20 protein-coding genes and 1 riboswitch are annotated in these 21,794 nt (G+C 74.0%); of the genes, 11 read left to right on the plus strand and 9 right to left on the minus strand.

Features of this window, described 5'->3' with window-relative positions; all coding sequences use genetic code 11:
* Positions 1 to 6: 6 nt before the first annotated feature.
* Positions 7 to 1,023 (minus strand): zinc-dependent alcohol dehydrogenase, encoded by a 1,017-nt coding sequence (locus O2W53_RS14665; protein WP_269163786.1) that lies wholly within the window; start codon positions 1,021 to 1,023, stop codon positions 7 to 9.
* The gene (locus tag O2W53_RS14670; protein ID WP_269163787.1) at positions 1,020 to 1,568 is read right to left on the minus strand and encodes a flavin reductase family protein; all 549 of its coding nucleotides are present in this window, start codon (positions 1,566 to 1,568) and stop codon (positions 1,020 to 1,022) included. Before O2W53_RS14670 ends, O2W53_RS14665 begins: the two co-directional genes overlap by 4 nt.
* 296 nt (positions 1,569 to 1,864) lie before the next feature.
* Between O2W53_RS14670 and O2W53_RS14675 the strand changes: the two genes are divergently transcribed.
* The 5 genes from O2W53_RS14675 (at position 1,865) to larA (ending at position 7,372) form a co-directional block, all read left to right on the plus strand.
* A complete protein-coding gene (locus O2W53_RS14675; protein ID WP_269163788.1) occupies positions 1,865 to 3,043 on the plus strand; it encodes an acyl-CoA dehydrogenase family protein in 1,179 nt (392 codons plus the stop codon).
* Between the two features lie 46 nt (positions 3,044 to 3,089).
* Positions 3,090 to 4,202: a cupin domain-containing protein gene (locus O2W53_RS14680; protein ID WP_269163789.1), complete on the plus strand. Its 1,113-nt coding sequence runs from the start codon at positions 3,090 to 3,092 to the stop codon at positions 4,200 to 4,202.
* Between the two features lie 16 nt (positions 4,203 to 4,218).
* The gene (locus tag O2W53_RS14685; RefSeq protein WP_269163790.1) at positions 4,219 to 5,109 is read left to right on the plus strand and encodes a fumarylacetoacetate hydrolase family protein; all 891 of its coding nucleotides are present in this window, start codon (positions 4,219 to 4,221) and stop codon (positions 5,107 to 5,109) included.
* Positions 5,110 to 5,967 (plus strand): SDR family NAD(P)-dependent oxidoreductase, encoded by an 858-nt coding sequence (locus tag O2W53_RS14690; protein WP_269163791.1) that lies wholly within the window; start codon positions 5,110 to 5,112, stop codon positions 5,965 to 5,967.
* Between the two features lie 133 nt (positions 5,968 to 6,100).
* Positions 6,101 to 7,372 (plus strand): nickel-dependent lactate racemase, encoded by a 1,272-nt coding sequence (larA, locus tag O2W53_RS14695; protein ID WP_269163792.1) that lies wholly within the window; start codon positions 6,101 to 6,103, stop codon positions 7,370 to 7,372.
* A gap of 22 nt (positions 7,373 to 7,394) precedes the next feature.
* Here the strand turns inward: larA and O2W53_RS14700 are convergent, their stop codons facing one another.
* From O2W53_RS14700 to O2W53_RS14710, 3 genes are read right to left on the minus strand one after another with little or no spacing between them, the layout of a single operon-like run.
* Positions 7,395 to 7,682 carry a UBP-type zinc finger domain-containing protein gene (locus O2W53_RS14700; protein WP_269163793.1) on the minus strand — a complete coding sequence of 96 codons (288 nt, stop codon included), beginning with the start codon at positions 7,680 to 7,682 and terminating at the stop codon, positions 7,395 to 7,397.
* A gap of 6 nt (positions 7,683 to 7,688) precedes the next feature.
* Positions 7,689 to 9,125: an ATP-binding protein gene (locus O2W53_RS14705; RefSeq protein ID WP_269163795.1), complete on the minus strand. Its 1,437-nt coding sequence runs from the start codon at positions 9,123 to 9,125 to the stop codon at positions 7,689 to 7,691.
* 1 nt (position 9,126) lies between these two features.
* A complete protein-coding gene (locus O2W53_RS14710; protein ID WP_269163796.1) occupies positions 9,127 to 10,788 on the minus strand; it encodes an FAD-dependent oxidoreductase in 1,662 nt (553 codons plus the stop codon).
* Between the two features lie 179 nt (positions 10,789 to 10,967).
* Here O2W53_RS14710 and O2W53_RS14715 point away from each other — a divergent pair, with 179 nt between their 5' ends.
* A complete protein-coding gene (locus O2W53_RS14715; protein WP_269163797.1) occupies positions 10,968 to 11,660 on the plus strand; it encodes a maleylpyruvate isomerase family mycothiol-dependent enzyme in 693 nt (230 codons plus the stop codon).
* Between the two features lie 13 nt (positions 11,661 to 11,673).
* Here the strand turns inward: O2W53_RS14715 and O2W53_RS14720 are convergent, their stop codons facing one another.
* The 3 genes from O2W53_RS14720 to O2W53_RS14730 all read right to left on the minus strand — a co-directional run bounded on the left by O2W53_RS14720 (position 11,674) and on the right by O2W53_RS14730 (position 14,329).
* Complete coding sequence (locus tag O2W53_RS14720; RefSeq protein WP_269163798.1) at positions 11,674 to 12,945, minus strand: MFS transporter; 1,272 nt, start codon at positions 12,943 to 12,945, stop codon at positions 11,674 to 11,676.
* 44 nt (positions 12,946 to 12,989) lie between these two features.
* A complete protein-coding gene (locus O2W53_RS14725) occupies positions 12,990 to 14,000 on the minus strand; it encodes an alcohol dehydrogenase catalytic domain-containing protein (protein WP_269163799.1) in 1,011 nt (336 codons plus the stop codon).
* Positions 13,991 to 14,100, minus strand: a riboswitch (TPP riboswitch). (Overlaps the previous gene by 10 nt.)
* A gap of 4 nt (positions 14,101 to 14,104) precedes the next feature.
* Entirely contained in the window at positions 14,105 to 14,329 is a 225-nt protein-coding gene (locus O2W53_RS14730) for a hypothetical protein (protein WP_269163800.1), read from the minus strand.
* Between the two features lie 158 nt (positions 14,330 to 14,487).
* Between O2W53_RS14730 and O2W53_RS14735 the strand changes: the two genes are divergently transcribed.
* The 3 genes from O2W53_RS14735 to O2W53_RS14745 all read left to right on the plus strand — a co-directional run bounded on the left by O2W53_RS14735 (position 14,488) and on the right by O2W53_RS14745 (position 17,717).
* Positions 14,488 to 15,273, plus strand: coding sequence for an SDR family NAD(P)-dependent oxidoreductase (locus tag O2W53_RS14735; protein WP_269163801.1), 786 nt, complete (start codon positions 14,488 to 14,490; stop codon positions 15,271 to 15,273).
* A gap of 126 nt (positions 15,274 to 15,399) precedes the next feature.
* Entirely contained in the window at positions 15,400 to 16,617 is a 1,218-nt protein-coding gene (locus O2W53_RS14740; RefSeq protein ID WP_269163802.1) for an acetyl-CoA C-acetyltransferase, read from the plus strand.
* Between the two features lie 80 nt (positions 16,618 to 16,697).
* Entirely contained in the window at positions 16,698 to 17,717 is a 1,020-nt protein-coding gene (locus O2W53_RS14745; RefSeq protein WP_269163803.1) for an iron-siderophore ABC transporter substrate-binding protein, read from the plus strand.
* Here O2W53_RS14745 and O2W53_RS14750 read toward each other — a convergent pair.
* Entirely contained in the window at positions 17,669 to 18,763 is a 1,095-nt protein-coding gene (locus O2W53_RS14750; RefSeq protein WP_269163804.1) for a LacI family DNA-binding transcriptional regulator, read from the minus strand. The genes O2W53_RS14745 and O2W53_RS14750 overlap by 49 nt on opposite strands.
* 397 nt (positions 18,764 to 19,160) lie before the next feature.
* Here O2W53_RS14750 and O2W53_RS14755 point away from each other — a divergent pair, with 397 nt between their 5' ends.
* Positions 19,161 to 20,927: a PHA/PHB synthase family protein gene (locus O2W53_RS14755; protein ID WP_269163805.1), complete on the plus strand. Its 1,767-nt coding sequence runs from the start codon at positions 19,161 to 19,163 to the stop codon at positions 20,925 to 20,927.
* Positions 20,924 to 21,757 (plus strand): poly(3-hydroxyalkanoate) depolymerase, encoded by an 834-nt coding sequence (gene phaZ, locus O2W53_RS14760; protein WP_269163806.1) that lies wholly within the window; start codon positions 20,924 to 20,926, stop codon positions 21,755 to 21,757. Before O2W53_RS14755 ends, phaZ begins: the two co-directional genes overlap by 4 nt.
* The last annotated feature ends 37 nt before the right edge of the window (positions 21,758 to 21,794 follow it).

Genomic DNA, 21,794 nt, shown 5'->3' on the forward strand with positions numbered 1-21,794 from the left:
ACGACCTCAGCCGGTCGGTGCGACGAAGGTCTTGGCGGCGGAGCCCCGGCCCTCGGCCAGCTCCGCGAACGCCGCGGGTGCCTCGTCGATCGTCACCAGCCGCACCGACTCCGGCGGCCGCACCGTCCCGGCCCGCAGCCAGCCGACCGCCCGCTCGAAGTCGGCCCGGTCGAAGCAGTTGGCCCCGACGATGGAGATCTCTCGGCGGATGACGGAGAACCAGGGCAGCTCGGTGACGTCGCTGTGCAGCCCGACCATCACCACCTGACCGCCGGCCCGGGCCAGTTGCACGCCGGCGGCCCGGGTGGCGGCGGTGCCCACGACGTCGAACACCACGTCGAACCCGTCCTCGGCCCGCTGGGCCGCCAGGGGGCCTACCTCCTCGGTCGACCCGACGGTGACGTCGGCGCCGGCCTCGGCGGCGGCGGCCCGGCGCCGGGAGTGCGGCTCGACCACGGTGATCTCCGGGATGCCGGAGAGCCGGGCGGCCTGCACCAGCAGCCCACCGACCGAGCCGGCGCCGATGACCAGGGCCGCCCGCGGCCGGGCGGGCAGTGCGAGCTGGACGTCGTGGCACGCCTGGGCCAGCGGCTCGGCGGTCGCGGCGAGCTCGTCGCTCACCCCGTCACCCAGGGCCACCAGGTTGCGCACGGGCGCCGCGACCCGCTCGGCGAATGCGCCGGGCCGGTGCACGCCGATGATCTCCAGGCGCGGGCAGAGGTTGTCCCGGTCGCTGCGGCAGGCCCAGCATTCGCCGCAGGTCACCTGCGAGTTGACGGTCACCCGGCAGCCGACCCAGCCCCCGTCCGCGGCGTCGCCGACCGCGGCGACCACGCCGGAGAACTCGTGCCCGCGCACGTCACCGGGCCGGGCGATCCCCATCCGCCCGCGGTAGGCGGAGACGTCGGAGCCGCAGATGCCGGCCCGGTGCACCGTGACCACCGCCTCGCCCGGGCCGGCGACCGGCTCGTCGGCGTCGGCGGCGGTCATCTCGTCCGGGCCTGCCCAGCGCAGCGCCCTCATGCCGGCCGCGGCAGTCCGCGGGCGGCCTCGGCGCCGCCCAGCCCCTCGTGCATCGCGCTGCGGAAGAAGATCAGCGGGTCGGCGTCGTGCCGGTTCGTGGCGGCGGTGACCGAGCCGATCAGCAGCATGTGGGTCGCCTGCTCCAGTGCCGCGGACAGCGTGCACTCGATGGAGCCGGCGGCGCCGGCCAACAGCGGGGCGCCGTTGACGCCCGCCGCCCAGTCGACGTGGGCCATCTTGTCCGGCTCGCGGGAGGCGAACAGCCGGGCCACGGCCTGCTGGTCGGCGGCGAGGATGTTCACCGCGAAGCTGCCTGCGGCCTCGATCGCCTGCCAGGTCCGGGACTGGCGGGCGAGGCAGACGATCACCTGCGGCGGTTCGGCCGACAGCGAGGTGAACGAGTTCACCGTGCCGCCCTGCGGGCCGTCGGGCCCGGTGCTGGTCACGACCGTCACGCCGGTGGCGAAGGTGCCGCAGACGGCACGGAAGGCCAGCGGGTCGGGCGCGGGCAGGAGCGGTGCCGGCGGGGTGGCCTCGATCGTCATCCGGGTGGTCCTCTCCTCGCGACGTCGTCGTCGTCCGATCGGCACGTGCGCAGCACGGTGGCGCCGTTCTGTCCTGCTCTGTCTACGGCAGCGGACGGCTTCTCCGCCAATGCCCAGATAATTCCTGTGATGCCGTTCCGTGCTCTGTGCAGGAATGGCGCGGCCGCTCATTCCCCGGAGTTATGAGCAACGCACTGGTGCTCATCACTCGGGCATCGAGAATGCGTCATGGATCGCCTAGGTTCAGGACGACGGCGGCGCAGTCGGCGTTTCCCACGATGACGTAGGAGCTGAGCATGACGACCGTAGAAGTGGACCGGACTACCTCGGTCACGGGGTTCGACGCCGGCGCGGTCCTGCACGATGCCGCAGCGCTGCACGACCTGGTCGACGCGCACGGACCGGAGAACGACCGGGCCGGGCGGATCGCTGAGCCGGTCGTCGAGGCGCTGTACGCCAGCGGGGCCATCTCGGTCTTCACCCCCCGCGGGCTGGGCGGGGCGGAGATGAGCCCGCGGCAGTCGATGGACCTCTTCCGCACGTTGTCCTACGCCGACCCCTCCACCGGCTGGGTCACCATGGCGCTGGGTCTGGCCACCGGCCTGGCCGGGGCCTTCTTCGACCGGGACACCGCCGAGGAGCTGTTCGCCACGCCCCGGCTGGGCATCGCCGGTCAGGGGACCCGCCCCGGGCGGGCGGTGCCGGTCGACGGCGGTCACCTGCTCAGCGGGGAGTGGGCCTTCGCCTCCGGCATCAAGCACGCGACCCACCTGCACACCGCCGCGGCGGACACGGCGACCGGGGAGTCCCGGTTCTTCATCGTCCCGGTCGAGCAGGTCACCTTCATCGAGAACTGGGACGTCCTGGGGCTGCGCGGCACCGGCAGCATCGACTACACGCTGTCCGACGTCTTCGTGCCGGCCAGCCACAGCTACCCGAGCCTGAGCACCGAGCCGGTGACCGGGGGCGATCTCTACCGGATCGGCATCGGCAACTTCGCCAGCCTCAACCACGGCGCCTGGGCGCTGGGGGTGGGCCGCCGGCTGCTCGACGAGCTCGCGGCCGTGGTGCGCGCCAAGGCCGGGCAGCCCGGTGGGCAGGCCAGCAGCGACAGCTTCGCCGAGCAGTACGCCGCAGCCGAGGTCCGGCTGCGCGCCGCCCAGGCCCTGCTCTACGAGGTCTGGGAGGAGATCGAGGCGGTGCTGGCCGCCGGCGACGCCCTCCCGCTGCGGCTGGAGACGCTCAACCGGGCCGCGCTGAACAACGCCACCTGGAGCACGCACGCGATCGCGGAGTTCGTCTACAAGTCCGGCGGCACCGGCGCGCTGCGCTCCGGGACCATCCAGCGGCTGTTCCGCGACGTCCACGGCGGGACCCAGCACATCTCGTCCTCGCCGATGATCATGCAGTCCGCCGGCCGGGAGCTGGCCGGCCTCGCCGACGGCAAGCGGTGGGTGCACTTCTCGCTCAAGTGACCGCTGGGTCCGTGCCGCCCGACCCGAGACCGAAGGAGTTCTCACCATGAGCATCGACACCCATGCCGCGCCGGCGCAGGAGTTCGGCGACCAGGCGGACCTGCAGGAGCTGTACCGCGACCTCGCCGCGGTCGACCTCCGCCCGCTCTGGACGATCACCGAGCAGTTGCTGACCCCGACCCCGCGGCCGGCCGCCGTGCCGTGGTTGTGGTCGGCGGCGACGATGAAGCCACTGGCCCGCCGGGCCATCGAGCTGGTGCCCGTCGAGCGCGGCGGCGAGCGGCGGGTGCTCAGCCTGCAGAACCCCGGGCTGGGCGGCCGGCCGTACGCCGTCGGCACGCTGTGGGGTGCGCTGCAGTGCCTCGGGCCGCGCGAGGTCGCCCCGGCGCACCGGCACACCCCGGGCGCCATCCGCTTCGTGCTCGAGGGGGAGGGTGTCTGGACGACGGTCGACGGCGACGCCTGCGACATGCGCCCCGGCGACCTGGTGCTCACACCGTCGATGAACTGGCACGACCACACCAGCAGCGTCGACGGTGAGATGTTCTGGTTCGACGGCCTGGACCTGCCGATGGTGGCCGCGTTGGACGGCGTCTTCTTCGAGGAGTACCCGGGGCCGGGGGAGTCGCAGCCCGAGCCTGCCGAGCACAACGTCTCCGAGCGCCGGTACGCCGGCGGCACGCGGTACGTCTCCGGTGCCGTCGCCGAGCAGCTGAGCCCACGGCACTCCCGGCTGCTCAACTACCGGTGGGTCGACACCAGCGCCGAGCTCGACCGCCTCGCGGCGGCCTCCGACGACCCGCTGCTCGCGGTCCAGTACGTCGACCCGGAGACAGGTGCGAGCGTGCTGCCGACGATGGCGTGCGCGGTGCACCGGGTACGCGCCGGCCGCCGCACGGCTGCCGTGCGCCGCGCCGGCAACGCGATCTACGTCGTCTTCACCGGCACCGGCTCCAGCGTCATCGACGGCCAGCGGTTCGACTGGGGCCCCGGTGACATGTTCGTCGTCCCGTCCTGGGCGGCGGTGGAGCACGCCGCCGACGAACAGGCCGACCTGTTCGTCGTCTCCGACGAGCCGGTGCTCCGGGCCCTCGGCATCGCGCGCGCCGAGGTCCTCGCCGAGCCGCAGGCCGTCACCCGCACCTTCACCGCCCGCTGACCCCGAGGAGTACGCGATGAAGCTGGCCCTGTTCGACTCCGCCGACGGCCCCGCCCGCCTCGGCATCGTCACCACCGGCGCGGACGGCGACCGGGTCGTCGACGTCACCGGCGCGCTGCCCTGGCCGCACGACCCCGACCCGCTCACCGCGGGCTGGTGGCGGGCGCTGTGCCGGGACCTGGACGCGGTGCGGCCGGCGCTGGAAGCGGCCGCCGCCGCCGGCACCCCACGCCCGGTCGACGAGGTCACGTTGCGCGCCCCGGTGCTGGGACCGACGAAGATCGTGGCGGCGGCGAGCAACTACGGCGCGCACGTCGAGGAGATGCACGGCGTCCAGGAGCGCACGCTGGGCAAGGTCGAGCCCTGGATGATGGAGTTCGACGTCTTCCTCAAGGCGCCGTCGTCGATCGTCGGGCCGGGCGCCGACATCGTGCTGCCGCCGGAGGTCGTGGCGGCCGGGCACGAGGTGCACCACGAGTCGGAGCTGGTCATCGTCATCGGCAGCGGCGGCCGCGACATCCCGCTGGAGCGGGCGATGGACGCCGTCCTCGGCTTCACCGCGGGTCTGGACATCACCGTGCGGTCGGCCGCCGACCGCTCCAAGCGGAAGTCCTACGACTCGTTCAGCCCGCTGGGGCCGTGGATCGTGACCCGTGACGAGGCCGGCGACGGCGGCGACCTGGACATCCTGCTGACCTCCGGCGGCGACGTACGCCAGTCGGTGACCACCGCCGACCTGGTCACGCCGGTGCCACAGATCGTCGCCTACGCCTCGACGATCATGACCTTGAACCCCGGCGACGTGCTGTTCACCGGCGCACCGCCCGGGGTCGGCCCGATCACCGCAGGCGAGAAGCTCGAGATGAGCATCAGCCGGATCGGCTCGATGACGGTCCAGGTGGTCTGAGTGGACGACCAGCGCGCAGCGGTGCTGGACCGGCTGTTCGACGTGCGCGGGCTGGGGGTGGTGGTGACCGGCGCGGCCAGCGGCCTCGGGTTCGCCATCGCCGAGGTGCTGGCCTGCGCCGGTGCCCGGGTGACCCTCGCCGACCGGGACGCCGAGCGGCTGGACCGCGCGACCGGCGAGCTGGCCGACCGCGGGACGACAGTGCGCAGCCAGGTGGTCGACGTCGCCGACCCGGACGCCGTCGACGACCTGCTCCGCGAGGCGGCGGAGGCGCACGGCGGGCTGCACGTCGTGTTCGCCAACGCCGGGATCTCCGCCGGGCCCGGGCCGACGTCGGAGACCGGGCAGCTGACCGCGGTCGACCGGGCGCGCTGGGACCGGGTGCTGGACGTGAACCTCGGCGGGGTGTTCGCCACGCTGCAGGCGGCCGCCCGGCACGTGACCCCGGACGGCCGCGGCCGGGTGGTGGTCACCTCCTCGGTGGCCGGGCTGGGCGGCGACCCGATGGTCGGCTACGCCTACGCCGCGTCCAAGGCCGCGGTGCTCGCCCTGGTGCGCCAGGCCGCCGCGGACCTCGGCCGGCGCGGCATCCTCGTGAACGCGATCTCCCCGGGCTCGTTCCGCACCGAGATCGCCGACGGCCGGATCCGGGAGCCCGGCGTGGCCGAGCAGTTCGCCGCCACCACGCTGGTCGGGCGGCTGGGTGAGCCGGCGGAGCTGCAGGGGCTGGCACTGTTCCTGGCCTCCCCGGCATCGAGCTACGTCACCGGCGCCACCTTCACCGTCGACGGCGGAGCCACCGCGATGCGCCCACCACCGTGGGTGGCCGGTCACCCGGCAGCGCCGGTCGGCGGCTGAGGACAGCGTCTCGCCGCTCTGCACCGCCGGCCGCGGCTCCACCGGGCGGACGGTGGGCGAGCGCGCCCGCTCGGCCAGGCCGTTGTCGGGCGGCAGTGGTCTGATGGGGCAAGTCGACGGCGAGGAGGCCGACGTGCAGCAGGTGAGGCTCGCCTACGGGCGCACAGGACTGACCGTCGAGCTGCCGGACGACGCGGCGGTGATCACCCCGGTCGAGCACGCGGCCGCCCCCGACGTCGCCGCTGAGCTCCGCCGGGCACTGCGGGAGCCGGTGGGCGGTGCGCCGCTGCGCGAGCGGGTGCGGCCGGGGCAGACGGTGGCGATCTCGGCCTGCGACGGCACCCGCGCCCAGCCCCGGCACCTGATGATCCCGGCGGTGCTCGAGGAGCTGGACGGCATCGTGCGACTGGAGGACGTCGTCGTCCTGGTCGCCACCGGCACCCACCGGGCCAACACCGACGCCGAGCTGCGCGCGATGTTCGGCGACGAGGTCGTGGATACCGTGCGGATCGTCAACCACGACTCGCGGGCGAGCGACACCCACCGCTGGATGGGCACCTTCGGCGACGGGGTCCCGGTCTGGCTCAACGAGCAGTGGGTGGACGCCGACGTCCGGATCACCACCGGCTTCGTCGAGCCGCACTTCTTCGCCGGCTTCTCCGGTGGACCGAAGATGGTCGCCCCCGGCCTGGCCGCGCTGGACACGGTGCTGGTGCTGCACGACGCGAAGCGGATCGGCGACCCGCGGGCGACGTGGGGCGTCACCCAGGGCAACCCGGTGCACGACGACGTCCGGGCGATCACGGCGGCCACGGACGTCACCTACTCCTTCGACGTCGTGCTCAACACCCGGCAGGAGGTCATCGCCGCGTTCGGCGGGGACACCCTCCAGATGCACGCGGTGGCGATCGAGCGGGCCCGCGAGGTGGCGATGGCACCGGTGGACGCGCCGTTCGACGTCGTCGTCACCACCGGCTCGGGCTTCCCGCTGGACCAGAACCTCTACCAGTCGGTGAAGGGCATGTCCGCGGCCGCGCAGGTCACCCGGCCCGACGGGCTGATCGTCTGCGCCGCCGCCTGCGAGGACGGCTTCCCCGACCACGGCTCCTACCGGGAGGTGCTCACCTCGGCGGCGTCACCGGAGGCGCTGCTGGAGCTGATCTCCGCGCGGGAGCAGACTGTGCCCGACCAGTGGCAGGTGCAGATCCAGGCGCGGATCCAGTCCGCGCACCGGGTCGTGATGCACACCGACCACCTCACCGACGCCCAGCTCGCCGAGGCGCACCTGGCGCAGACGACCGACATCGCGGCCACCGTCGCCGAGGCGGTCGCGGAGGCGGGCCCCGGCGCGCGGGTCTGCGTGCTCCCGGAGGGCCCGCAGACGATCCCCTATGTGAAGGGCTGACGGTCCGCCCTCCGGCGCGGGGTCACCGCTGGGGGAGCAGGAGGGCCTGGTCGGGGTAGCACCAGGCCCAGTGCTCGCGGGGCTCGGCGGAGGCGACCACTGGGTGCCCGGTCGCGGTCGCGTGAGCGGTGGCGTGCCGGCTCGGCGAGGAGTCGCAGCAGGCCACGTGGTCACAGCTCAGGCAGCGCCGCAGGTGCACCCATTGCCCGCCGTCCCGGAGGCAGTCCGCGCACGCCTCGGCCGGGCCGGGTGCGGCCGGCAGCCCCTCGGCATGCCGACAGACGGCGTCCCCGTCCACCCGCCAGGACATGGCGGGTCAGTGCGTCCGGCTCAGCGGCAGCCGGACGCAGAACGTCGTCCCCTCCGGACCGGTCGTGTACGTCAGCGAACCGCCGTGCCGCCGCTCGATGATCCGCCTCGCGTTGTCCAGGCCGAGCCCGCTCCCGTCGCCGGCCCGCTTGGTGGTCACGAACGGCTCGAACAGGTCCTGGCGCACCGCCTCCGGCACCCCCGGGCCGTCGTCGGTGACCTCCACGAACACCGCGTGCTGGTCGGCCCGGGTGCGCAGGGTCAGCACCCCGGACCCGTCCATCGCGTCGGCGGCGTTGTCGATCAGGTTGGTCCAGACCTGGTTCAGCTCGGCCGGGTAGCCGGGCACCAGGGGCAAGTCGGCGGCGTAGTGGCGGTGCACCTCGATGCCGGTGAGCTTGCGGGCCAGCATCACCAGCGTGCTCTCCAGCCCGGGCTTGACGTCGACGTCGGAGTGCCGGGCCTGGTCCAGGTGCGAGTACTGCTTCACCGCGCCGACGAGGGAGGAGATGCGGGTGGTGGCCTCCTCGATCTCGTCCATCAGCGCCTCGGTCTCCAGGGTGTAGCGCAGCCAGCCGAACGCGGCGTCCCACTCCAGCCCGCAGTCGACCTGCTCCACGACGTCGTCCACCCACTGTGCGTCCATGCCGGAGCCGGCGAACACCGGCGCGAGCTCCAGCGCCTGCTCGACGCCGATCTCCTCCAGCCGGTCGGCGATCGCGTCCTCGAGGTCGCTCTCCTGGAGCGCGGTCAGATCGGCGTGCGGCTTGAGCGCCCGCTCGACGGACATCTCCTGCGTCTTGATCAGCCGGCCGACCAGCTCGGGGGAGAGCCCGGCCTCCGACAGCAGGCCGAGCTTCCGGCGCATGCCGGCCACCCGGGAGCGCAGCTGCTCGGTGGCCCGCACCGCGGCCGCTGCCGGGTTGTTCAGCTCGTGGGCGAGGTTGGCCGACAGCGCCCCCAGCTGCACCAGGTGCTCGCGCTGGCGCATCGTCGACTCGGTCATCCGGATGCCCTCGTACAGGCCGTCGAGCAGGTGCACCGCCATCGGGCACAGCCGGTGCACCAGCGCGGCGAAGTCCTCGGCCGGCAACCGCAGGAACCGGCTGGGCCGGGTGGTCCGCAGCGTGGTCTGGAAGTTCGGGTCACGGCTCTGGGTGAACGCCCGGACGGCGCCGGCGTAGGCACCGCGGTGCGTCGTGTCGTTGAGGACGACGTCCTCGCCGTCGGTGTGCTTGGACAGCAGCAGCCCACCCTCCAGCAGCACGTACAGCGCGTCGGAGGGCTGTCCCTCGGCGAAGACGACGACGTCGGCGTCGTACACCCGCACGTCGCTGCGCTCGGCCACCCAGCGCTGGTCGACGTCCTCGAGCTCGGCGAACAGGAACAGGCTGCGCACCTCGGCGAGGTCGACCCCCGAGGAGGGCCCGTGGCTCGCGGTCATCTCAGTTCGCCTCCAGGTAGCGGTGCACGAGGGTGACGGCCATCGCGCCCTCGCCGACGGCGGAGGCGACCCGCTTCACCGACTCGGCGCGGACGTCGCCGGCCACGAACACGCCGGGGACGGAGCACTCCAGGTGGTACGGGGCCCGGGTGAGCGGCCAGTCCCGCGGCGGGCGGCCCGCCTCGTCCAGCAGCGCCGGCCCGGTGCGCAGGAAGCCGCGTTCGTCGCGCAGGAACGCCTCGCCCAGCCACTCGGTGGGCGGCGAGGCGCCGATGAACACGAACAGCCGGGACGCCGGGACGACCTCGGTCGCACCGGTACGGGAGTCGGCGAGCACCAGGCGCTCGAGGTGGTCGGCGCCCTCCACGGCCTGTACCTGGGTGCAGGTGCGCACCTCGATCAGCGGGTCGGCCTCGATCCGGGCGACCAGGTACTCGGACATGCTCTGCCGGATGTCGGTGCCCCGGCAGAGCACCACCACCTTGCTGGCGAAGCGGGCGAAGTGCAGCGCGGCCTGGCCGGCGGAGTTGGCCGCGCCGACGACGAAGACCTCCTCGCCGGCGCAGTCGGCGGCCTGGTGGGCGACGGCGCCGTAGTAGACGCCGCGGCCGGTGAGGTCGGCGGCGCCCTCGGCCGGTAGCAGCCGCCAGGAGACGCCGGTGGCCAGCACGACGGCGTGCGCGGCGACCTGGCTGCCGTCGGCGAAGAGCAGCGCCCGGCCGTCGCCCTTGGGTGCGATCTGCACGACCTCGGCGGCGGTGAGCAGTTCGACGCCGAACCGCACGGCCTGGTCGCGGGCCCGCTGGGCGAGCTCGCTGCCCGACACCCCCAGCGGGAAGCCGAGGTAGTTCTCGATCCGGCTGCTCTGGCCGGCCTGCCCGCCGGTGGCCGTGCGCTCGACGAGCAGGGTGCGCAGCCCCTCGCTGGCCGCGTACACCGCTGCGCCCAGCCCGGCCGGCCCGCCGCCCACCACCACGACGTCGTAGAACGGGCTGCCGGCGGTCGTGGCCAGCCCGACCTGCTGCGCGACCTGCTGCAGGGTGGGCCGGCGGAGCACGGTGCCCTCGGGGAAGAGCAGGGCCGGCAGCGTCGCGTCGTCCGCCAGGTCCGCGGCGGTGCGGATGCCGGCGGCGTCCTCGCCCTGCAGGTGCCGGTAGGGCACCTGGTTGCGGGCCAGGAACTCCTTGAGCTGCTGGGTCTCCGCCGACCACTGGTGGCCCAGCAGCGTGATGCCCTCGAACGGCGCCCGGGCGGTGCGGGCCCAGTCCTCGAGCAGCTCGTCGAGCACCGGGTAGAGCAGCTCCTCCGGCGGGTCCCAGGGCTTGAGCAGGTAGTGGTCCAGGTCGACGTCGTTGATCGCCCGGATCGCGGCGTCGGTGTCGGCGTAGGCAGTGAGCAGCACCCGCTTGGCGGTCGGCGCCAGGTCCATCGCCTGCTCCAGGAACTCCACGCCGGTCATCCCGGGCATCCGGTGGTCGGCGAGGAGCAGGGCGGTGGCCTCTCCGCGCGCGGTCAGCTCACGCAGCACGGCGAGTGCGTCGCGGCCGCTCTCGGCGCGGACGATCCGGTAGCGGTCGCCGTAGTGGCGTCGCAGGTCGCGGGCGACGGCGCGGCTGACCGCCCGGTCGTCGTCGACGGTGAGCAGGACGGGTCGCGCGGGCACAGCACCTCCGGTCGGCGCCGTCGAGGTGACCGCCCCGGTGGGCAGGCCCCCGATGGCGCCTCCATCCAACCGGGTGCAGGTGAACGGCGGTAGTCCCGACCGCCAGCTCTGGCACACCGGCGCTCGGCGCGGCAGGGTGACGTCATGACCGCGCCCGCGCACGAGCCCGGAACCCGTCGATGACCGCGCCGGTCGAGACGCTCGGCTGGTGGGAGGACGGCGAACGGCTCCTCGGGACGGCGCTGGGCCGGCTGACCGACGAGGAGCTCGACGCGCCGTCCCTGCTCACCGGCTGGTCGCGGCGGCACCTCCTGGCGCACCTGGCGGCCAACGCCGACGCGCTGGTGAACCTGCTGACCTGGGCGCGCACCGGGGTGGAGACGCCGATGTACCCCTCGATGGAGGCGCGAGACGCCCAGATCTACGAGGCGGCGCAGCTGCCGGCCCCCGAGCTGCGCGCTGCCGTGGTCGCGGCGACCGGCCGGCTGGCCGCCGCGGTCCGTGGCCTGCCCGAGGAGGCGTGGACAGCCCAGGTACGCACCGCGCAGGGGCGCCAGGTGCCGGCCGCGGAGGTGCCCTGGATGCGCTGTCGGGAGGTGTGGGTGCACGCGGTCGACCTGGACGAGGGCGTCGCCTTCACCGATCTCCCGGACGACGTCCTGGCCGCGCTCGTCGACGACGTCTTCCGGATGTGGGACCGCCGCGACTCCGTGCCCGACGTCGCGCTGTTCGCCGGTGACCGGGAGTGGGGCACCGGCACCCTGGCCGTCGCCGGTCCGCTGCCGGCGGTCGCGGCGTGGGTCACCGGCCGCGGTGCGGGGGAGGAGCTGCAGGCCGACGGTCCGCTGCCGACGCTGGCGCCCTGGCTCTGACCGGCCTGCCGACTCAGCTGGCGGGACGGTCCCGCGGCATCGCCAGCGCAGCGAGCATCGCCGCACCCAGGACGGCGGCACTGACCGCGAAGGCGACCTGGTAGGAGAAGGCGTCGGTGAGCCAGCCGGCGACCAGCGGCCCGGCCACCGCGCCCAGGTCGGCGACCATCTGGAACACCGCCACCACCCGGCCGCCCCGAGCCGGGCTGACGTCGCCGACCACCGCGGCCGGCACGCTGGCCAGCAGTGAGGCGCCCAGCCCGAAGGTGGCCATCGAGAGCAGGAACGCCGCGGTGGTCGGCGGCAGCACCAGGACGGCGATCGCCGCGGTGGCCAGCCCCGAACCGAGCAGCAGCGAGGGACGGCGGCCCCAGCTGTCCGCCAGCCGGCCGGCCCGCAGCAGCCCGATCGCCTGCGCCACCGACCCGGCCAGCAGCCCGGCGCCGGCCCAGGCCACCGTCTTGCCCAGCTCCTCGGTCACGTACAGCGGCACCAGGGAGTTGCGGACGCCGAACAGCACCCAGCCCACGCCCAGGTTGGCGACCAGCGCCGCGACGTAGGCCCGGGACCGCAGCGCCGCGCGCAGCCCGCCACCGTCGGCGCCCGCGGGGGGCACGGCCACGGCCGAGGGGCCGCCGCCGCGCACCTGGTCAGCGGCGGGGGCCGGGTCGGCGGCGGGATCCGGGTCGGCCGCCGCCTCGGCGACCGGGGGCAGCGCGGCCGGGCGCAGCAGGACCAGCGCGACCACCCCCGCGACCAGCAGGAAGCCGCCGTAGACGAAGAACGGCAGCCGCGGGGAGACCTCGGCGAGGAACCCGCCGACCGCCGGGCCGGCGATGCCGCCGAGGATGAAACCGCCCTGGTAGGTGGCCGCGGCCCGGCCGCGCTGGGCCGCTGGAGCCGTGCGCAGCAGCAGCGAGAGGGCGGCCACGGTGAACATCGCGCTGCCGATCCCGCCGGCGGCGCGCAGGGCGACGAAGAGCGGGAAGTTGCCGGCCAGGGCGGCCGCGGCGGTGGCGACCGCGACGATCGCCAGCCCGGCGGCGAGCACGGCGCGCTCGCCGATCCGCTCGACCAGGGAGCCCCCGGCGAAGGCGGAGATGAACCGGAAGAAGGCGAACGCGCTGACGGCGAACCCGACGGCGGTGGTGCCGACCCCGTAGTCGCGGACGAACAGCGGGATCGCCGGGGCGACGATGCCGAAGCCGAGGGCGACGACGAAGGCGACGATCGCCAGGACACCGACCTCGCGGGGGAGCGGGGCGTCCTTGCTGCGATGTCGCACGAGCGCCGATCCTCACACGCGGCCCGGCACGCCGCTGCGGGGCGTCAGGGGATGAGCACGAGCCGCCCTGCGACGTCCCCGGCGCGCAGCCGGTCCAGCGCCTCGTTCACCTGGGTCAGCGGCAGCGTGCCGGCCACCGGTGGCGCCAGCTGCCCGGCCGCGGCCAGGGACACCGCCTGCTCCAGCTCGGCCAGCGTGTTGCCCACGCTGGCGATGACCCGTTGCTCGGCGACCACCAGCGCCAGCGGGCTCACCGTCAGGGCGTCGGCGCTGTAGCCGACCAGCACCAGCCGGCCGCGGCGACCGAGCACCGCCGTCGCCAGCTCCAGCGTCGCCGTGACGCCGGCGAGCTCCACGACGACGTCGGCGCCCTGCCCGCCGGACAGTCGGGCCACGGTGTCGGCGAGTTCGGCGGGGGCGACCGCGGCCACCGCCCCGGCGGACCGGGCAGCCGACCTGCGGGCGTCGTCCCGGCTGACGGCCACGACCACGCCGCCGCGTCGCCGGGCCTCCTGCACCGCGGCCAGCCCCACGCCGCCGGCGCCGAGCACGACGACCACGTCACCGGGCTCGACCGCGGCCTCGGTGAGCGCGTGCACCGCGGTGGTGCCGGCGCAGCACAGCGGTGCGGCAGCCTCGAACGGCAGCTCGTCGGGCAGCCGGACCAGGCAGTGCGCCGGCACGACCAGCTGCTCGGCGAAGGCGCCGTCCGCGGCGAAGGCGAGCACGCCGCGCGGGGTGAGGCACAGGTTCTGCCGGCCGCGCAGGCACCAGCGGCAGCTGCCGCAGAACAGGTAGTAGTAGACGGCGACCCGGTCGCCCTCGGCCCAGCCGGTGACCGCCGACCCGACCGCGTCGACCGTGCCGGCGGCCTCGTGGCCCAGCGTCATCGGCGTCCGGGACGGCGCGTACAGGCCGTCGGTGAAGTGCAGCTCGGTGCCGCAGACCCCGGCCGCGCGCACCCGCACCCGCACCTCGTCGGGGGCGGGTTCGGGCACCGGGACGTCGTCCAGGGCCAGGGGTCGACCGGGTGCGTGGAATCGAGCAGCGAGCATCGAGCAGCTCCCTCCGCCGGCATGAACCGGATCAGGTGTGGACGGTCGGCGGTGGTCGTCCGCCTTCTCAGCCCGCGCCCGGGCTCCCGTGTGCGCCGCTGAAGCTACCGCAGCGGGGGAACCGGCTCGACGCGGCGCAGGAACGACCGGATCGCCAGGTGGTGGGAGAGCTGCTCGCGGTGCGCCTCGCACGCCGTCCAGGTCTTCTCCCGGTCGGGGGTGTGCACCTTCGGGTTGTTCCACACCAGGACGACGGTCGCCGGCTCCCGGCAGCCCTTCGCCGAACAGATCACGCCGGCGTCCCCGGCCGGCCTCGCGTCCTCGGTCATGGGCCGAGTCTGAGCCGGTGCACAGGGAACTGTCAGGAGGGGGTGCCAGGGTCGGTCCGGCCGCACTCCCTGACCCCGGGTGCGGCCACCAGCCCCCGCGGCCGGAAAGGCGGTCGCGGGGGGTGAACCCGGCCATGGGGGCGGGTAGGGCGAGGTGCATGACCGACACCAAGCCCCTCGCCCTCGTCACCGGTGCCTCCAGCGGGATCGGGTACGAGCTCGCCAAGCAGTTCGCCCAGCACGGTTTCGACCTGGTGATCGACGCCGAGGACCCGACGATCGACACGGCGGCCGCGAAGCTGCGCGCCGAGGGCGCCGAGGTGACCGCCGTCCAGGCCGACCTGCGCACCCCCGACGGGATCGAGCAGCTGTGGACCCGGGTGCAGGGCCTCGGCCGCCCGCTGGACGCCGCCGCGCTGAACGCCGGCGTCGGCCGCGGCGGTGCGTTCGTCGACACCGACTGGGCCGATGACCTGGAGGTCATGCAGCTCAACGTGGTCTCCACCGCCGCGCTGTTGAAGCTGGTGCTCGTGCAGATGACCGGTCGCAACGCGGGCCGGGTGCTGGTGACCTCCTCGATCGCGGCGACCATGCCCGGCGCCTACCAGCCGGTCTACAACGCCTCGAAGTCCTTCGTCCAGTCGCTGACCGAGGCCGTGCAGCAGGAGCTCAAGGACTCCGCCGTCACGATCACCGCGCTGATGCCCGGCCCCACGGACACCGAGTTCTTCTCCCGGGCCGACCTGGACGACACCGCCATCGGCCAGGGCCCCAAGGACGACCCGGCCGAGGTCGCCGCGCAGGGCTTCGAGGCGCTGATGGCCGGGGAGGAGAAGGTGCTCGCCGCCTCGCTGAAGACGAAGGTGCAGGGCGCGGCGAACAAGCTGCTCCCCGACTCGCTCAAGTCCTCCGCGCACGAGGCGATGGCCAAGCCGCGCGACTGACCTGCTCCGACGACGCCCCTCCCGGTCCGCCGGCAGGGGCGTCGTCGGCGTTCCGGGCGACGCCGGCTTCCGGTCAGTGGTCGGCTCCACTGCACCGAGCCGGGGCGGAGCTGGCAGAGTCGGGGCATGGACGACGTCGTCATCTGTTCCCCGGTCCGCACTCCCGTCGGTCGCTTCGGCGGGGTCTTCGCCGGTCTGTCCGCCAACGAGCTCGCCGCCACCGCGCTGCGGGGCCTGGCGGAGCGGACCGGGCTGGGGGAGGGTGAGGTCGACGACGTCATCCTCGGAAACTGCAGTCCCAGCGGTGAGAACCCGGCGATCGGCCGGATCGCCGCCCTGGACGCCGGCCTGGGCGTGCAGGTGCCCGGCCTGCAGATCGACCGGCGCTGCGGATCCGGCCTGCAGGCCATCATCTACGCCGCGATGCAGGTGGCGGCCGGCGCCGGCAAGGTCGTCGTCGCCGGTGGGGTGGAGTCGATGAGCAACGTCGAGCACTACGCACTGGGGCTGCGCAGCGGGGCCAAGGGTGACGGCGTCATGCTGCACGACCGGCTGGCGCGTGCCCGGGAGACCGCCGGTGGCCTCCACCACCCCGTGCCCGGCGGCATGCTGGAGACCGCGGAGAACGTCCGCCGTGAGTACTCGGTCGACCGGCTGGAGCAGGACGCCTGGGCGTTGCGCTCCCAGCAGGCTGCCGGCGCTGCCATCCGCGAGGGCCGGTTCGCCGAGGAGATCATCGGCGTCGAGGTGCCCGGGACCCGCAAGACGCCGGCCCGCACGGTCACCGAGGACGAGCACCCCCGCCCGGACACGACGATGGAGGATCTGGCCGGCCTGCGCCCGGTCATGGGCCGGGTCGACCCGGAGGCGACGGTGACGGCCGGCAACGCCTCCGGCCAGAACGACGGCGCCGCCGTCTGCGTGGTGACCACCCGCGCCGAGGCCGACCGCCGTGGCTGGCAGCCGTTCGTCCGGCTGACCGGCTGGGCCGTGGCGGGCGTGCCGCCGGAGACCATGGGCATCGGCCCGGTGCCGGCGACGGCCAAGGTGCTGGAGCAGACCGGGCTGACGCTGGCCGACATGGACCTCATCGAGCTCAACGAGGCGTTCGCCAGCCAGGTGCTGGCCTGCCTGGGGGAGTGGGGCCTGGGCGGGGACGACCGCGACCGGGTCAACGTCAACGGGTCCGGCATCTCCCTGGGGCACCCGGTGGGGGCGACCGGCGCCCGGATCCTGGCCACGCTCGCCCACGAGATGCGCCGCCGGGAGGCCCGCTACGGCCTGGAGACGATGTGCATCGGCGGTGGGCAGGGGCTCGCCGCGGTGTTCGAGCGGGTCGTCTGACCGCACCCCCAGGTCTCGATCGGGCAACGAGGGCGACGACCGGTTAGTTAGGTAAGGCTGCCCTCAGGTAGAACAACACCATGTTGCTCTCCCGGTCGCTCGCGCGACGCACGTCCACCACCGCCGTGGTCCTCCCTGTCCTCGCGGTCGCCGTCCTGGCCGGCTGCTCGTCGGAGTCCGACGAGCAGCCGGCCGAGGCCGCCGCCGGCTCGGCAGCCGAGGCCGCCTTCCCGGTCACCATCGAGCACGCCTACGGGACGACGACGATCCCGGAGGAGCCCGAGCGGGTGGTCTCCCTCGGCTACACCGAGCAGGACGCGATCCTCGCCTTCGGTGTCGTCCCGGTCGCCGTCCGCTACGCCTTCGGCCCCGAGGACGACGTCTTCTTCCCGTGGGCCGACGAGGCGGCCGGGGACGCCGATCCGGAGATCCTGCCGCGGGCGGAGGTCGACCCGGAGCAGATCGCGTCGCTCGACCCGGACCTGATCATGGCGGTCACCGCCGGGCTGACCGAGGACGAGTACGAGACGCTCAGCGCCATCGCGCCGACGGTCGTCCAGCCCGAGGAGCACATCGCCTTCGGCACCCCCTGGCAGGAGCAGACCCGGATCACCGGCGAGGCGCTCGGTCAGCCCGACCGCGCGGAGGAGCTGATCGCCGACGTCGAGGAGCAGATCGCGGCGGCGCGAGCCGAGCACCCGGAGCTGGAGGGGAAGACGGTGACCCTCTCCGGCCCGGCGTACGGCGGGGAGTACCCCTTCCACACGTCCGACGACACCCGCACCCGGTTCTTCCTGGACCTGGGCATGGTCGTCGACCCGGCCCTGGACGCCGCGGCGCAGAGCGAGTTCTACGGGACCGTCAGCCGGGAGGAGGCCCGGATGCTGGACGCCGACGTGCTGGTCTTCCAGTCCGGGTCCGAGGCCGAACGGGCGGGGATCGAGGGCGACCCGGTGCTGTCCGGGCTCCCCACCGTGACCGAGGGCCGGTCGATCTTCATCGAGGGCGACGACTACGCGGCCCTGCAGTTCGCCAGCGCCCTGAGCCTGCCCTACCTGCTGGACGGCTTCGCGCCGGAGCTGTCCGAGCTGGTCGGCTGAGCTGAGTGCACCCCGGGGCCGCCGTGGACATCTCCGCGGCGGCCCGGCGGCCGCGCAGGTCGTGGCGCGGTCGACCCGCGCTCGACGAGCACCGGGGTCACCAGCTCGGTGTGGCGCGACGGGAGGTCCTGCGCGCCGGTCGTCAGCTGACCGAGCAGCAGGTCGGCCGCGCCGACGGCGAGCAGGGCGGCGCGGTTGTCGACGGTGGTGACCGGCGGCGACCACCACTCGTAGAACGGTTCGTCCTCCGTGCAGATCACCGACAGCTGGTCGGGCACCCGCAACACGCTGTCGCCGATCACCGGCAGCGCCCCGAACGACGCCTCGTGGTTGGTCACCAGCAGCGCCGTCGGCGGCTCGGGCAGGCCGAGCAACTCGGCGGCGGCCCACCGGCCGAAGTCGGGTGTGAAGGGCCCCCGGCACACCAGCTCGTCCAGGACCGGGACGCCGGCCGTCGCCATCGCGGCCCGGAAGCCGGCGTCGTGCAGTCGGCCGGAGGTCACCGCCGGCGGGCCCTCGATCGCGGCGATCCGGGTGTGCCCCAGCTGGAGCAGGTGCTCGGTGGCCAGCCGGGCTGCGGTCTCGTAGGCGGACATCACCGACGGGGCCAGGGAGCCGGGCACCTCGCGGTTCATCGTCACGACCGCGTGCCCCGCCTCGACCAGGGCGTTGACCAGGTCGGTGTTCGCGCCGGAGCCAGCGATCACCACGCCGTCGAAGTGGTGCTGGCGCACCGTCTGCAGGAACGAGGCCTCGCGCGCCGGGTCGCCCCCGGTGGTGCAGACCAGCAGCTGGTACTCGTGCTCGGCGGCCCAGCCCTGCAGGGTCTCCGCGATCGTGTGGAACGTCGCGGTGCGCAGGCTGTTGACGACCAGGCCGATCAACCCGGTTCGCCGGGTGCGCAGTGCGCTGGCCGTGCGGTTGGGCTCGTACTGCAGGGCCGCGGCGGCCGCCTCCACCCGGGCGCGGGTGCTGGGCAGCACCGCCGGGTGACCGGACAGGGCGCGGCTCGCGGTACTGGTGCTGACCCCCGCGGCCGCAGCCACGGAGCTCAACGTCGTAGGCACAGCGCGCTTTCTACCGAAGTGGAGAAAGGGGGAAAGCGCTGGGCCGTGCACAGCCGGCGGGTGTAGGTGTGCTGTCCGGGGAGGGCACATCCGTCGATGTGTCTTTCGATGTACGGGTCCATGTGTCCTCACGTGGCCGGTCGGCGCGCCCACAGGACGGCGACACCCACGGCACGCCGCACGAGGAGCAGCACGCGGCCCGCCGTCGGGCCCGCCCGGTTGCTCACCCGGCCTGCGGGCTGTGTGATGGTCCTCACGTCCAGTACGCCCGGATGGACCATCGCGTGACCGCCAGCGTGTCGAGACGAGGAGCCCTCGTGTGCCAGCTCCGCACCACCCCAGCACGGTCAGTCCAGCTCGGCCCGAGGAGCGCGACGTGAGCGGCCCCGCGCGCTCGTCCACGCAGGGCATCGCACGGTCCGTACCGGTGGCGGCGTCGACCACCGGCGGCGATCCCGATGCCGAACCGGAGCGGATCGCCGAGTCGGCCACCGGTCTGGACATGATCCTGACCGACGCTGCGCTCGGGCCGCTGCGCCGGTTGGTACCGCCGGTCAGCAGCAGTCTCCGCTTCACCGCGGCGCTGGCCCGCCGTCCGCGCACCGTGCTCGGCCACACCGGCCGGCTCGTCGGGGAGTGGGGTCGCATCGGGCTCGGCCGTTCCGAGGTGGCGCCGAACGCCAAGGACAAGCGTTACGTCGATCCCGCCTGGTCGGGCAACCCGGTGCTGAAGCGGGCCATGCAGGCGCACCTGGTGACGGCGCAGACGGCGACCCGACTGGTCGACGACGCAGCCCTGCCGTGGGCCCACGACGAGCGGATCCGGTTCTCCGTGACCAACATCGTCGAGGCCCTGGCGCCCAGCAACAACCCGGCGCTGAACCCCTCGGCGTGGAAGACGGCGATCGACACGGGCGGGCGCAGCGCGGTGTCCGGCACCAGGCGGCTGGTCCGTGACCTGTCCTCGGCGCCCCGGGTGCCCTCGATGGTCGAGCCGGACGCCTTCGAGGTGGGCAAGGACCTGGCGCGCACCCCCGGCGTCGTCGTGCTGCGGACGCCGGTCTTCGAGCTGATCCAGTACCAGCCCACCACGCCGACGGTGCACGCCGTCCCACTGGTGATGGTGCCGCCGACGATCAACAAGTTCTACATCGCCGACCTGGCCGAGGGCCGCAGCATCGCCGAGCACATGGTCGCCGACGGGCAGCAGGTCTTCATGATGTCCTGGCGGAACCCCGACGCGCGGCACGCCGACTGGGGCCTGGACACCTACGGGCAGGCGGTGCTCGACGCGATGGCCGCGGCGGAGCGGATCACCGGCGCGCGGCGGACCAACCTGATGTCCTTCTGCTCCGGCGGGATGATCACCGCGATGGTGCTCGGGCACCTCGCCGCGATCGGCGAGCAGGAGCGGGTCGCCTCCGTGTGCTTCGCCGTGACCGTGCTCGACCAGGCCCGCGGCGGGACGGTGGGGGCGTTCCTGGACGAGAAGTCCGCCCAGTCGGCCATCCGGGCGTCGACGAAGAAGGGGTACCTGGACGGCGCGACGCTGGCGGAGGTGTTCGCCTGGCTGCGGCCCAACGACCTGATCTGGAACTACTGGGTCAACAACTACCTGCAGGGCAAGCCCCCGCCGGCGTTCGACATCCTCTACTGGAACTCCGACACGACCCGGATGACCGCGGCACTGCATCGGGGCTTCCTGGACATGGCCGTGCACAACTCCCTGACCAAGCCGGCTGCGGCCACCATGCTCGGCACGCCGGTGGACCTGTCCGCGGTCACGGTCGACGCTTACGTGGTCGCCGGGATCGCCGACCACATCTGCCCGTGGCAGTCCTGTTACGCGACCACCCAGCTGCTCGGTGGGGACACCCGGTTCGTGCTCTCCACCAGCGGGCACATCGCCTCGCTGGTGAACCCGCCGAGCAACCCGAAGTCGACCTGGCGGACGGGCGCGCCCAACGTCCCGGACGCCGACGAGTGGCTCGCCGCCGCACACACCGAGAAGGGGTCGTGGTGGACCGACTACGCCCGGTGGGTGGGTGAGCGGGCCGGCGACGGGGTCGACGCGCCGGCGGAGCTCGGCGGTGGCCGGCCCACCCTGGGCGCGGCTCCTGGCACGTACGTGTTCGACAAATGAGCGCCGGGCAGGGAACCCGCCGGGCCGGCGACCCCCCGCTGCGGACGGTCACCGTCGGGGGCCGGACGCTGCGTGTCTCGGTCCACCCCGGCGACGGCACGCTGCCGCCGCTGCTGTTGCTCAACGGCATCGGCGCGAGCCTGGAGGTGTTGCAGCCCTTCGTCGATGCGCTCGATCCCCGGCGTGAGGTGATCCGGTTCGACGTCCCGGGTGTGGGCGGCTCCCCGAGGCCGGTCATGCCCTACACGATGATGACGTTCGCGCCCGTCGTGGCTGGGTTGCTCACCAAGCTGGGCCACCGGGAGGCCGTCGACGTCCTCGGCTTCTCCTGGGGTGGCGGTCTGGCGCAGCAGTTCGCCGTGCAGCACCGGCGGCGGTGTCGGCGGCTGGTGCTGGCCGCGACCGGGACGGGGTCGCTGATGGTGCCGGCGCACCCGCGGGTGCTGTCCAAGATGCTCACCCCGCGGCGGCACCGCGACCCCGGCTACGCCCGGACGATCGCGGGGGAGATCTACGGCGGCACGATGCGCCAGCACCCCGAGCGCGCGGCCGAGGTGCTGCATGCCGACTCGCGGCTCGGCCCGCGGCGCGGTTACTACTACCAGCTGGCCGCAGGTGCCGGCTGGTCGAGCCTCCCGCTGCTCCGCATGATCAAGCAGCCCACCCTGGTGATCGCCGGCGACGACGACCCGATCATCCCCGCTGTGAACCCCCGCCTGATGGCCCGGCTCATCCCCGACTCGCAGCTGCACCTCTACCGCGGCGGACACCTCGCCCTGGTCACCGAGGCGCCGGAGCTGGCGCCGGTGGTGGAGCGCTTCCTCAGCTGACCAGTGCTGTGGGAGGGGAGCGGCCGGCGCCTCCGCC

This window comes from Modestobacter sp. VKM Ac-2978, from assembly GCF_026968025.1.
In the GTDB taxonomy this organism is placed as follows: domain Bacteria; phylum Actinomycetota; class Actinomycetes; order Mycobacteriales; family Geodermatophilaceae; genus Modestobacter.